The organism is Nitrospiraceae bacterium (assembly GCA_035623075.1).
Lineage (GTDB): Bacteria > Nitrospirota > Nitrospiria > Nitrospirales > Nitrospiraceae > DASPUC01.
On the sequence record DASPUC010000022.1, the window covers coordinates 137,429 to 150,714 of the forward strand.

General features: G+C 57.0%; 12 protein-coding genes. All 12 read right to left on the bottom strand.

Going from position 1 to position 13,286, the window contains the following annotated elements; translation table 11 throughout:
* Positions 1–6: 6 nt before the first annotated feature.
* Complete coding sequence (locus tag VEI50_05455; protein HXX74552.1) at positions 7–483, bottom strand: hypothetical protein; 477 nt, start codon at positions 481–483, stop codon at positions 7–9.
* 73 nt (positions 484–556) lie between these two features.
* The gene (gene ftsH, locus VEI50_05460; protein HXX74553.1) at positions 557–2,359 is read right to left on the bottom strand and encodes an ATP-dependent zinc metalloprotease FtsH; all 1,803 of its coding nucleotides are present in this window, start codon (positions 2,357–2,359) and stop codon (positions 557–559) included.
* A 12-nt stretch (positions 2,360–2,371) separates the two neighbouring features.
* On the bottom strand, positions 2,372–3,544 hold the full coding sequence (locus tag VEI50_05465; GenBank protein HXX74554.1) for an ABC transporter permease: 1,173 nt from the start codon (positions 3,542–3,544) through the stop codon (positions 2,372–2,374).
* Entirely contained in the window at positions 3,541–4,695 is a 1,155-nt protein-coding gene (locus tag VEI50_05470; GenBank protein ID HXX74555.1) for an ABC transporter permease, read from the bottom strand. Before VEI50_05470 ends, VEI50_05465 begins: the two co-directional genes overlap by 4 nt.
* Positions 4,692–6,653, bottom strand: a complete 1,962-nt coding sequence (locus tag VEI50_05475; GenBank protein ID HXX74556.1) for an ATP-binding cassette domain-containing protein — start codon at positions 6,651–6,653, stop codon at positions 4,692–4,694. The genes VEI50_05470 and VEI50_05475 overlap by 4 nt, the downstream gene beginning before the upstream one ends.
* Positions 6,654–6,747: 94 nt before the next feature.
* Positions 6,748–7,857, bottom strand: coding sequence for an efflux RND transporter periplasmic adaptor subunit (locus VEI50_05480; GenBank protein HXX74557.1), 1,110 nt, complete (start codon positions 7,855–7,857; stop codon positions 6,748–6,750).
* Between the two features lie 218 nt (positions 7,858–8,075).
* The gene (locus tag VEI50_05485; GenBank protein ID HXX74558.1) at positions 8,076–8,555 is read right to left on the bottom strand and encodes a hypothetical protein; all 480 of its coding nucleotides are present in this window, start codon (positions 8,553–8,555) and stop codon (positions 8,076–8,078) included.
* Between the two features lie 14 nt (positions 8,556–8,569).
* Positions 8,570–9,145 carry a hypothetical protein gene (locus tag VEI50_05490; GenBank protein HXX74559.1) on the bottom strand — a complete coding sequence of 192 codons (576 nt, stop codon included), beginning with the start codon at positions 9,143–9,145 and terminating at the stop codon, positions 8,570–8,572.
* Positions 9,146–9,188: 43 nt separating this feature from the next.
* The gene (locus VEI50_05495; protein ID HXX74560.1) at positions 9,189–9,875 is read right to left on the bottom strand and encodes a hypothetical protein; all 687 of its coding nucleotides are present in this window, start codon (positions 9,873–9,875) and stop codon (positions 9,189–9,191) included.
* Positions 9,876–10,053: 178 nt separating this feature from the next.
* The gene (locus VEI50_05500; GenBank protein HXX74561.1) at positions 10,054–11,046 is read right to left on the bottom strand and encodes an SUMF1/EgtB/PvdO family nonheme iron enzyme; all 993 of its coding nucleotides are present in this window, start codon (positions 11,044–11,046) and stop codon (positions 10,054–10,056) included.
* Positions 11,047–11,101: 55 nt separating this feature from the next.
* Complete coding sequence (locus tag VEI50_05505) at positions 11,102–11,869, bottom strand: SUMF1/EgtB/PvdO family nonheme iron enzyme (GenBank protein HXX74562.1); 768 nt, start codon at positions 11,867–11,869, stop codon at positions 11,102–11,104.
* A 310-nt stretch (positions 11,870–12,179) separates the two neighbouring features.
* Entirely contained in the window at positions 12,180–13,142 is a 963-nt protein-coding gene (locus VEI50_05510; protein HXX74563.1) for a carboxypeptidase regulatory-like domain-containing protein, read from the bottom strand.
* Positions 13,143–13,286 lie beyond the last annotated feature (144 nt).

Sequence of the window (13,286 nt, forward strand, 5' to 3'; positions counted from 1 at the left end):
TCTTTCTCAAGTCAGCGTCGCTCGAATCCAGTCTCCCAGAGCGTGGGTTATCCCCACGACGGCAATACCGATTACCACATGCTCACCGATTACCTTCCATGGGGCGATGTTCTGGGCACGGGCAAGGGCGAAGCTGAGGATCGCCAGGAGCAAGAGCCCCCATGCGACATTCATGATAATCGCCGTTGAAAGCGGGAGAAAGAACACCGGAAACACGAACGTCAGCGCGATGATCAGTTTGGCGACGAAGGTTGCGATGGTCGATTCCCAAATCTCGCTGGTGGAACCGCTATTCTTTGACTCCTCCGCAATGTGCATACCCAAGGCATCCGACATGGCATCAGCAATCGCGATTGTCAGAATACCGCCGATCACCACGGCTCGCGAGTGAGTACCCGAGTGGAGTCCTACCATCAACCCCAACGTCGTAATCACGCCGGAGGTAAGACCAAAACTCAAACCGGTTTTAAACGACGACTTCATCGAACTTTTGAGCCGGTCTTAACGCACCCGGCGCACACACGCAACCCTGAACACATGGAGAACCACCCAGGAGCTAGTATTTTTCCAGGATGGCCTTGAGGTCGCCGCCGGTGATTACCTCTCGTTCGAGCAGCACCTTTGCTCCTTCAATGAGCGCATTCTTCTTTTCAGCCAAGAGGCGCTTGACGTGTTCGTATTGGTCTTCAATGATGCGACGGATTTCACAATCAATTTCACGGGCGGTCTCCTCGGAGTAGTCACCTTTCTCCGAAGGCACCTGAATCTGCATGAACGCTGGCTGGCGTTCACGCTCCAGGGTGATCATGCCGAGCTTCTCGCTCATTCCATAGGCCTTCACCATACTCTTCGCAATGTCGGTGGCCTTCACGAGATCGTTCTGCGCGCCGGTGGACGCCTCGCCGAAGATCAACTCCTCGGCGATCCGTCCGCCGAGCAGCACTGCGATCTTCTGTTCCAGTTCGGTTTTCGTCATGAGAAATCGATCCTCCGTCGGCAGTTGGAGGGTGTACCCGAGCGCGGCGATCCCACGAGGAATGATCGAAATCTTCTGTACCGTATCGGCTCCCGGGAGTGACAAGGCCACGATCGCGTGGCCGGTCTCATGGTAGGCGACCCGTTCCTTCTCCATCTTGTTCAGGACACGATTCTTCTTCTCCAGACCGGCGATCACGCGCTCGACCGCCTCTTGTAATTCGGACAGCCCCACTTGGTCTCTTCCCCGCCGGACCGCCAACAGCGCAGCCTCGTTGATGACGTTCGCGAGATCGGCGCCGGAGAACCCAGGTGTCATCGCTGCGATGGTCTCCAGATCGGTGTCCGACGCGAGCGTGACTTGCTTGGCATGAACCCGCAGAATGGCCAGACGACCGATCTTGTCCGGACGATCAACGAGCACGTGTCGATCGAACCGGCCAGCCCGTAACAGCGCCGGGTCCAAAATTTCAGGTCGATTGGTAGCGGCCATGAGGATCACGCCGGTGCGGGGATCGAATCCGTCCATTTCCACCAGCAATTGATTCAACGTCTGCTCCCGCTCTTCGTGAGCCATCGGCCCCATCCCACGCGCTTTGCCCAACGCGTCCAGCTCATCGATAAAGATAATGCAAGGGGCTCTGCCCTTCGCCTGCTCGAACAGATCCCGCACTCGGGCCGCGCCGACTCCCACGAACATCTCCACGAATTCCGACCCGCTGATGCTGAAAAACGGCACGGCGGCTTCGCCTGCCACAGCCCGGGCCAGTAGCGTTTTTCCTGTTCCCGGTGGACCGACCAATAAGATTCCCTTGGGGATCTTTCCGCCGAGTTTTGTAAACTTCTCGGGCGTCTTCAAGAATTCGATGACTTCGCGGAGTTCCTCCTTCGCCTCGTCCACGCCAGCCACGTCGGCGAAGGTTACCTTGATGTCCTTCTCCATATAGATCTTGGCCTTGGACTGCCCCACTCGCATGAAGCCACCCTGGGCCTGGCCCAACCGTTGAAAGATAAAGTACCAGATCCCGATGAACACGACGACCGGCAGCAGCCAGGACAGCACATCGCGGAAAAACGTGCTCTCAATCACGCCGGTGACCTTGACGCCATGGGCCGTCAGATCCCTCGTCAGATCCGGATCTTCAACCCGGACAGAAGTAAATAATTTCTCCTCCTTCGTCTCCCCTTCCGGCTTTAGCTTGCCGGATACTTTCTGAGCGGTCACTGACACTTCCGCCACTTTGCCGGATGCAACCAGCGCCTTGAATTCGCTGTACGGCAGTTCCTCAACCTTCTGGACCGCATGAATAAAATCGTGGACGAGAATGACCGCCCAGATCGCGAGGAAGATGTACCAGATGGAGAATGAAATTTTTTTGTTCATGGCCACACTCCGTTACTCAAACTGTCGCCGGAACTGCCACATGCCGAATCCGAACAGCCCGCTCCCGAGCAATGCCATCGCGAGGACTGAGTCCCACAGGATGCTCAAACCAACCCCCTTCAACAGAATGCCGTGTGCAATCTCGATGAAATATCGGAGCGGCGACAAGATCATGAGGTCCTGGGCCCACGCCGGCATGGCTTCCATCGGTGCCACGAGGCCTGACAGCAACAACATGGGAGCGACCACGAGCAACGTCATCATCCCCACCTGCGCCTGATTCCTCGTCAATGTCGCGGCAGCCAAGCCCATGCCGGCAGTGGTAAAGACGAACAGGGCCGTGAGGCCGAAGAACAACACGACGCTTCCTTTGATCGGCACCCCGAACGCAGGCCGCATCACTCCGAACAACGCGACCGCCGTGGCACACAGGATCACCACCGTCATGGCCAAAACCTTTGGTAACATGATCTGAAACGGCGTCAACGGAGAGACCAGGAGTTGCTCTACAGTACCCCGTTCCTTTTCGCGAACCATAGCGGCCGCGGGAAGCAGAATCGCAAAGATCGTGATCTGGCGGAGGAGATGCGAGATAGACTCGAACCAGGTGTCCTTCTGGTCCGGATTGTACCAGACTCGATGTTCGCTCATGATCACCGGAAGATTCTGTGACGACTCCTCTGTGTCCGCGACTCGCACCAGCGCGGTTTCCTGTCCGAACTGTGCGACGATGCGCGCAGCATAGCTCGCAGCGGAGAGACCTTGCGGCGAGTTGGTCGTGTCGACTAACAGCTGCACTGCCGTGGGCTCACCTCTCCCGAGCTGCTCATGAAACCGCGGTGGGATCTCCAAGACCGCCATCGCCTTGCCCTGGTCCAGCCAGCGAAGACCTTCTTGAGGATCAGCGATCTCACCTTCCAGACGGAAGAAGGGGGCCTGGAACTTGTGAATGAGTTCGCGCGACGAGAAGCTGTGGTCGGCATCCCGCACCAGAAGGGTGGCATTCTGCAGTTGTGACCGGATGCCGTTGCCAGTGAGGTATACGGCCAGCGTGAAAGAGTACACGAGGAGCACCCCGATCGGGATATCTCGGGACAACTGAAGCATCTCTTTTCGAGTCATCACGAGCAAACGACGCCACCACACGATGGCGCGTTGTGACCGGGTTTCCAACACAGACTTCATGATCGCGGTCTCTTTGTAAAGAGCTGATGCCCCGCGATCCGCAAAATGGCGGCGTACACAGCCAGGGCCAACACGTCCATCCAAAGCACCTCGAGACCTACCCCTTTGAGAAACGCTCCGCGGACGATGTTGGTGTAGTACATCCCTGGAAACAGATGGGCCTGGATCTGTGAGCCGGAACTAAGGGAGGAGACGGGAACGATCAGGCCGGAATACAGGACTGTCGGGATAATACTCACAATCATTGTGACGATCAGGGCGGCTATCTGAGTGCGCACCAGGAGAGACACGAGCAGGCCGATACCGGTACTGCTGAGGACAAACACCAACGAGGCGGCGAGAAAGAATGGCACGCTGCCCTTAAACGGCACTTCGAACCATTGAGTGGCGATGATCCATAGGACCCCGGCATTCACCGAGGAGATCGCCACATAAGGGAGTAGCTTGCCAGCGAGAAATTCGAATCGGGTGACGGTTGAGCTGTAAATATTGTAAATGGAACCCGTTTCTTTCTCTCGGACGACCCCCAGCGCAGTCATCAAGGGGGACGAGACCATCAAGGTAAACATGATGAGCGCCGGCACCATTGACCAGGTGCTCCGAACTTCTTCGTTATACAGATATCGTACCTCCAGCCTGATGGGCCGCACCTGGTCCTCGGCCTGTTCAACCGAAATCCCATTCCGGCGGGAGATATAGTCGACCAGTCGCTCTTCGCTGAAGGCGCCATTGATGGCGATGACATAGCCTTTGACGATATCCGTCCGGAGCGGAAACGTCCCATCAATAAGCGTCTGAATCCCGACCGATTGGCCCCTGAGCAACCATTCTTCGAATTTCTCAGGGACGATGATGGCGACCCTGATCCTGCCACTCTGGAGCAGGGCACCGGCCTCATTCTCACTCGGGATATAGCCCCGAAAACTAAAGTAACGCGACTCGGTAAAACGAGACAGAAAATCACGGCTCAGGGCACTATGATCGCGATCGACCACGGCGAACGGGATATTCTCAACATCCTGCACAAGCCCATAGCCGAAGACGAGCATCCATAAGATTGGCAGGAAGAAAGCGAGAAGAACAAAGATCCGGTCCCGAATGGTCTCACGCCATTCCTTCCACGCAACGGTTGCGATACGCCCGAGGTTCATGCAGCCACCTCTTTGGCTGCCTGTCGTTCCTGTCGCTCGAGTTCCATGACGCGATGGACAAAAACGTCTTCCAGACTCAGTGGACGCACCGCGATGGTCTGAACATGAACAGCCGAGGAGGAGAGCGTTTCCCGGAGCCGAACTTCGTCGTGAGAGGGATCCTGCGACAGCAGATGAATCCTGGTTCCAAACAGAGCAGCCCCAAGGAAACCCTCCTGCGTGAGTCGTCGGAGGGCGTCGCCTGGTCGATCCGTGGTGACTTCGAGGAGACGACCTGCCTCACGCGCAACCTGGTCTTTCATAGAGGCAGGAGATCCTTCAGCCACGATGCGGCCCGCATACATCAACGCGAGGTGGTCGCAATGCTCGGCTTCGCTCATATAGTGAGTGGTAATCAGAATCGCCACACCCTCCTCGCGAGCCAGGCGTGACAGAATGTCCCAAAATTGACGGCGTCCGATCGGATCGACGCCGGATGTCGGTTCGTCGAGAAAGAGCACGCGTGGTCGGTGAACCAATGCACAGCCCAACGCCAGTCGTTGGCGAACACCCATCGGCAATCGACCGGTCAGACTCGATTCATATCCTTTCAATCCCGCCATCGACACAATCCATGCCAACCGTCCATTGGTCGCTCTACGATCGAGCCCATAGATTCCGGCAAAGAGCCGGATGTTCTCCTCCACAGTCAGGTCCAGGTACAGCGAAAAAGCTTGGGACATGTAGCCGATCCGTTCCTTGATCGTCTCTCCCGCGGTTTTCATATCGGCCCCGGCTACCCATCCTTCTCCTTCAGTCGGGGGCATGATACCGTTCAGCATCTTGATCACAGTCGTTTTTCCCGCACCGTTTGCGCCGAGCAGTCCAAAGATTTCTCCGGGCTTGACCTGAAAGCTGACGCGATCCACCGCGCGAAATCGTCCAAAGTCACGAACGAGTTCCCTTGCTTCGATGGCAAGTCCCGAGTTCGGGAGCTGGCCCGGCGTCGCTGGTAATGTGGGAATTTCCTGTTCCGTGGCCTGCCGGAGCAACAGCGCCACGAACACATCTTCCAGCTCCGGCTCGCTCACATGCATCTCTTCCGGCTTTATATCACCAAGGCTCGCCTCGAGACTCTTCACCGCTTGGGCATGGTCGGTCTCCTCTGTGAACACATGCAGCTTGGAACCCAACGGCTCAACCTGCCTGTATTTCGGCTTCAGCCTGGCGACTGCTTCCATCTGACGATCCGTTTCGAACGTCAAGATCGATCCGGGAACCTTCGTCTGCACTTCCGCTGGGGTTCCTGCAGCCAAGACCATCCCATGAGAGAGAAATGACAAGCGATGAAACCGCGCGGCCTCATCCATATAGGCAGTCGAGACAAGAGCGGTCATGCCTTTTGCGTGAATGAGATCTGCCAGGATCGCCCAGAAGTCACGGCGCGACACCGGATCGACTCCTGTCGTCGGCTCGTCCAAAATCGCGAGTTCCGGCTCGTGAATGAGAGTGCAGATCAGCCCGAGCTTCTGTTTCATTCCGCCGGACAGATTCTTCATGGCTCGATTTCGAAATTTGTCGAGCCTCGTTATGGCGAGAAGTCGGGCCTTCCGCTCGGCCAATTCGTGCTCAGATACCAGCCTGAGTCTGGCAAAGAAATCGATGTTCTCCTCGACTGAGAGGTCAGGATACAAATTCAGTCCAAGACCTTGTGGCAGGAAACCAATTCGCGGCTTCACTCGCTCAGCAGCGCGCTCAGAATCAACCAGGGTCCCGAACACCCCCACTTCGCCACCGTCATAGGTCAAGACGCCCGCGATCGCCTTCATCAGACTGCTCTTGCCGGCACCGTCCGGGCCGATCAGGCCGTAGATCTCACCTTTCTGGATCATAAGATCCACACCATCCACCGCCACATGCTTTTTGTAGCGCTTCACGAAACGTTCAACTTTGACTATCGGCTGGTCATTGTTGAGCATCTATTCCTTCCTTCTTCAGCTATCAGCCGTCAGTAATCAGCTCAACCCTCTCCTAGCCTCCCCCTAGTAGGGAGAGGGAAGGGTGGGGGGCTGCTCATCGTTTCGGTTTCACCCACGCCACATCGTCCTTCCAGCGAATGACTGCATCGGCCGGCAGACCGGGGGTCAGTTGATGATCCGGATTCTCTTTCACATAGAGCTTCAACGCGTAAATGAGCTTCACGCGCTCGTCCGGGGTTTGAATCTCTTTGGGCGTGAACTCCGCCTTTGAGGCGATGTATCGCACCGTTGCATCAAACGGCCGATCGGGGAACGCATCGGTGTAAATACGAGCCGGCAGATTCAACCGAATTTTTCCGATTTGGTTTTCCGGCACATAGACTTTGAGGTACAGCCGGTCCAGATCCACAACTTCATACAGTGGCGCCCCGGCGGTGACGACTTCGCCGATATCCACCATTCGCGTCGTAATGGTTCCGTTGGCCGGTGCACGAATCGTGAGATCGGCCAGCACGCTCTCTGCTTCATTCAATACCGCTTCGAGTTGATCCCGCTGACGTTCCAGCGCGGCGACCTCATCCTCCTTGGCGCGAATCCGTTTCCACCCCAATTCCGCTTGCGCCAGCTCCTTCGTCGCTTTCTCGAGCGTCGACCGTGCCACCGCCACTTCGCTCTTCGCCACGTTCCATCGGGCAAGTGCTTGATCGTACTGTTGCTGCGTCACTGCCTGCTCGGGGAGCAGGTTGCGGAAGCGCTGCTCATCCAGGCTGGCTTCCCGCTCGACGGTCTTCGCCTTCTCCAGCCCCGCTCGGGCTTCATCGACGTGGGACTGGGCCGACTCGATCGCTAAGGGCACGTCCAGGTTGAGGACAGCCAGAGCGGTATGCGCCGCCTGCACTTGCGCCTCGAGTGCCTCCCACCCGTGCAGGGCTTGATCAACCCTGGCACGGGTCTGGACGTCGTCAATTCGAATCATAACCTGCCCTGCTGTGACGGTGTCACCTTCGCGGACAAGCAGTTCCTGAATACGCCCGGGAAATTTACTGGCAATGGTCAGGTGATCGCCTTCGATGCGTCCGTTGGCCTGAATCAACCCTTCCGGCAATCCGCGATTCCAGAAACCAGCACCCACGGCCAAATAGCCCCCGGCAAGCAAGGCAACCAGTCCGGCGACAACCAGGCCACCGCGCTTGGGAATCCTCATTTCAAACCAACCTGCGGGGCATTGATGTTCCCCAATTACAACACCGTGTCAGAGGCTGCAAGGAGAGGGCCGTGCAGAACAGTTTCATTAGCCTAGAATCTGGGCAGGAATAATATCAACGATTCGAGGCTGAAGCTATGGAGAAGGAACAGAACCGAGGTGAGCCCCGCCCCAGTGGTTAAACGACGCTGTTGCAAAAGGCAACAGAATGAACCGGGCTAGGACCGCACAAAGATGACGGCGACAAAGAGCACTCCCAGCGCGACAGCCAAGGCAAGCCGTGGAACCCAGCGGGAGGCTCTCATAAAGATCTGTTCCCCCACGGTCCGAACACGAGCCGGTATTGTACTGTTCCGACTGACAAGCGGTCCAAGCAAGAGATCGTGCAAGAAGGTGAGCAGAAGGAGAACCACGACAAGGGCCGCCTTGAAGAGAAAAACTGGTGGCCACTGCGTCATGTCTATGCTGGAAATTCCTCTTCCACGTAGGAGCACCGGTCCCGTACTGAGAAGGATACCGATCGCCAACCATACGATGAGTCGAAATCGTTGTGCGGCTGATCGAAAAAGAACCGTATACCCCGGTACCGTATTCTCCCTTCTGACAAGTGGAGCCAGCACCAACGAGAGAAACATCATCCCGCCGATCCAAACGACCGCTGCCAGGATGTGAAGCCAGATGACAACGAGCGGAAGCATCGGAAAGTCGGATACTAGGAACTCGTGGAAGTCAACGTAGTTGAATTCGACGGGATACAGAGTTGTTCTTCTTCGTTCTGAGGCAGTCGCAAGCTGGGACACCAGTCGATCTCTGCCAGAGCAGTCACCGCCTCATGGCGCTGATCGACTGACAACGCGGATCCTTCCTGCGTTATGCGCAGGCACGGTGTACACACGAACTGGCAGGGCACCGGGCAAGATTGGTGTTCGCATCCCACGAGGGTGTTGAAGAGAACAGCCTTCTCCTGGCAATAGCGCTTCGAAGCCGTTATTGCAAGACTGCCACGATAGCAGTCGAGGCGTTGCCAGAGCTTCGTCAGGCTGGAGATCGGTTTGGAATTGACGCTGGCCCATGCTCCCTCGATGTGAATTGCCGCACCAATCAGTTGCACGGCAAGATCGATCCCCGTGGGCAGCGAAGGGAAAATCGCGACACTCATTCGCTCTTTATTCATCCATTCCGTCGTGAACGTCGGCGCGCGCTGAGCGAGGCCCAGCGCACTGGGTTCCGGCTCGGTGCCGCGATGAGGAATGTGAACAACCAGATTCAAGACTGCACCTTTTGTCACGTGGCGAGACTCCTACACCGATCTGACACAGAGGTGTTTCGAGCTAGAACGAAATGCCCACATACGGGCCGACCTGCCCATAGCTATTGTTCGTGTTGGTCATGTTGGCCATGAGGTGATACCGACCTTCCAGTCCAAGCTTGAAAGCCTTCCATACTTCGTATTCGACGCCGACCCCGAACTCGACACCCACATCCAAATACTGCGTCTGGTTAGAGGGAGGGCTGATGACCATGATGTCCAACCCGATGGGAATGATCCAGGGTCTGAGCGGGCTCCCTTCCATGAACTTAATCTTGGGGGCCACGTCGATCGTCACCGACGTCAGCTGAGTTTTTGCTGGACAGCCGCCGGCTGCTGCTGTCACACCGCCGCAAACGGTGGACGACCCGATCCGATTGAACTGGAGTCCGATCTCGCCCAAGGCCCAGGTCTTATCCATCGCCCCCCAGATATTCTTCGACAGCACCAGATCCAACCCAGCCCCGACGTACCAGCCGGTGCTGTCGTTGTTTTGGTTACATGTGGTAGAAGGGCCAAGGCCGCAATCGGTGAAGAATCCGCCTCCCCGGTTGCTGTTGAATCCCACGAACCCGCCCCTGAAAAATACTTGATTTCCGGTGCCTTCTTCAGCCAAGGCCGGCCAGGCACCACAAACAGCGAGCCCCGCGACGATCACAACTGCGACAGACCACACTCCAATGTTCGACCATGTTTTCCCGATCTGCATGATGTCCCCCTCCCTGGGCAATGATCGGAAGAGCTGCCTCCTCTTCCGACGGCTTCGCTGAGTTGCGCTCGCCGGCCCGAGACATCAGCAAGTTGAAGAGTCGAGTCATCGAAACACGTAAAGCGATAGCTATCAGCCACTAGCTGTCAGCCTTCAGCCACCCCCACCCTTCCTCCCCCTAGTAGGGGGAGGCCAGGAGGGGGTTGATCGACTTGCTGACTGCTGATAGTTGATAGGTATCATTCATAGATCGCGCGCATCGGAAGCCCATCCAATTGATCTTCGTGTTTGGATCGGTTCCATTCCGCATGGCGACGCGCATGGTTGTCGTGCTGTCCATCCAGCCGCCGCCACGGAACGCCTTCTGGGTTCCCGTCTCCGGACCTTTCGGATTGCGTTCCGGCGCCGTCGCGTAATAATCCTTGTCGTACCAGTCGGCCACCCATTCAGCCACGTTGCCGATCGTCTGATAAAGCCCGTAGGGACTCACGGCCTTGTCGTACTTATCGACGGAGATGATTGGCGGATACAGCAGCAGCCGCTCCGGACGATCCCGCACAGGACCGGAGAGGCCGGTCCTTCCGAAGTTCGCCCTGCTCGGCCCGGCATATTCATTGCCCCACGGATAGAGCCGACCATCTGTCCCACGCGCCGCCTTCTCCCATTCCGCTTCCGTCGGCAACCGCTTGCCTTCCCATTTGCAAAAGGCATCGGCGTCGTACCAGCTGACGTGCATGATGGGATGATGTGCCATGGCTTCCTGGAAATTCCCGCCGTCGTATCGCCAATCTAATTGGGGATTCCGATTCGTCGCGAGGACAAACCGGAGATACTCCAATGCCGTCACTTCATACTTGCCGATCTCGAATGCATCCAGATAGACGCGCCGTTGCGGGGTCTCGCCACGATACGCGAGTCGGTCCGTTTTCTTGTCGCTGCCCATGATGAACTCACCGGCCGGCACCAGCACCATCTCGTCTTTGGCCTTCCAGGTGGCGACACGTTCCGCGGCGATCTTTTTCCCTGCCTCCGTCCATTCCACCTCCACCACGATGTCTTGGGTATTCAGCCCCCAGGCCAGGCGAGACAGGGCAAACAACGCAGCTGCAATCAGCAGTGTGTTGACGACCCAGTCCCACTTCCGAAACCTCTGTATGTCTTTACCTTCCACACTTTGGTCTCCTCCTTCTTAAGCTTTCAGCGATCAGCCTTCAGCTGTCAGTAACTTATGGAGTTTTCGTGAGCTGATAGCTGATCGCTGATGGCTGAGAGCTTGTTCCAGACTTTGCGCAACGAAAGCCGGTGAGATAGCTCTTCCGATCCGGTTCGCCGCCGTTGCGCCCGGCAGAGCGAGCCACCTCCGGATCCTCATTCCATGAGCCTCCACGGAAGACTTTGATGTCGCCCGATTCAGGTCCCCTAGGGTTCTCATTGTTGCCCTTCCGGTAGTATTCCGGATCGAACCAATCCGCCACCCATTCACTCACGTTGCCTGCCATTTGGTAGACGCCGTAAGGACTCACGCCCTTGTCATACCGGTTGATATTCGCGAGCGGCGGATACTTGAAGCCGCGTTTGGACCCCGAATGGGCGATGTTGCTCTTGATCCATCCAGCCGGTTCGTCGCCCCAGGGAAAGATCCGGCCATCCACACCCCGCGCCGCTTTTTCCCATTCCGCTTCGGTAGGCAATCGTTTGCCCGCCCAGCGGCAGTAGGCCTCTGCCTCGTACCAGCTCACGTTAATGACCGGATGGAGAGCCGCCTTTTCAGGAAACGGACTTTCCCGCCAAAATGGCGGCCAGTCCACCCCTGTAGCCAGCACGAAGCGCAGATAATCCACGTTCGACACTTCGTACTGATCGATTTGAAACGCATCGAGATACACGTTGTGTTGCGGCAGTTCTTGCGGACCAGCTGCACGGTCTACGCTCAGATCGCTGCCCATCAAAAACCAACCGGCCGGCACCGTCACCATCCCTTGCGGTGTGTCCATTGCCGCCAGCCGTTCCGGTCCATCCAGCGGTGTCCACAGTGGCGGCTGCTTTGAAGACTCATGATTGGCCAGTGCAAGGCTGCATAGGACCAGGCTAGAGGCAAGGGGCAAGAGGCAGAGAAGTACGCAAGTGGCACGAGGCACGAGGCGAGGGGAATACTTCCTCTGAATAGCAATGCCCTTTCTTCTCCGAACCATCTCCTATCCTCTCGCCACTAGCCCCTCGCCAATGCTTCGCCTCACGCCTTACGTTTCACCCTTCGACTTGCTCAGGGTGACCCCGAGCCCCGTCGAGGGGTCACGCCTCACGTTAGTGGTGTTCCTGCTTCTTGATCATCGGATCGATTTCCTTCTTCGTTTCCTCAGGCACGTTGTAGCGAACGTAGGCATGCTCCAGCACCTCATTGGCATAGAGCCGCCCGGTCGGGGCCGGAACGACGATATTGGCCTCCACCGTCCCCTTCGGACCGATGGTGACGGTTTGCTCTATCGCGCTACGGATATAGGGATGCCAGACGACCAGCTTATAGGTGCCCGGCGGCACATCGGTCATGGTGAACCGGCCCTGTTGGTCCGTCTTGGCAAAGTAGGGATTGCTCACGGCCACGCCCCAGCTCTCCATGTACGCGTGAAAACCGCATTGCATGACGAAGGTCTGCCGGCCCTTGCTGAGATTGACCAATTGCTTCATCGGCGCGCCGGCCATGTGCTTGTGGTACATCGCGGCATCGCTGCGATCCTTGAGGTTCCTCGGGTGCTGCGGATTCATCGGCAGCGGCACGTTGAACAGCACTCGCGGCCCCAGATGCGACGTTTCATACGCTTGAATGTCGTGCATCACAGGGTCCATGTTGACTACCGTCACCGTTTGATCGTCCCGCACGATCGTCGTAAAGGGGACGAAGAGACAGTCTTTCGCTTCAATTTTCGGCACGCCTGTTTCGTCGAAGGGTTTGCCCTTGTCAATTCCATCCAGATAGACCACCACTTCGCGAAACTCAGCCTCAGGCCCGACCTGGAACGGTTGCAGAATGCGCCAGCCCTGCCCGTCTGAAATCCGGCCGCAGTAGTAGGGATCGGGCAGCGTCAAGAGATTGTATCCCTTCGGCTTTGGGACTACGCCCTCGAGCTTCACGGTACCCATGAGAGTCCCACCATCCGAAACCGTAATTTCCTCATAGGCCCAGACAGTCTCGGCAAGCCACCCGATGATCAGCACACCGAGAATTGTGTTCAGTATCTTCAGTTTCTTCATTATCTTCATTATCTTCATTGTTGTTCCGGCCTCCTCGATTTTGGCTCTCAGCAATCAGCCCTCAGCAGTCAGCCGAAACTAATAGCTGAAAGCTGACTGCTCATGCCTCCTTTTTATAAGAACACGGGGGAGCTACACATCGCGCGCAGCTCCCCCGTATCG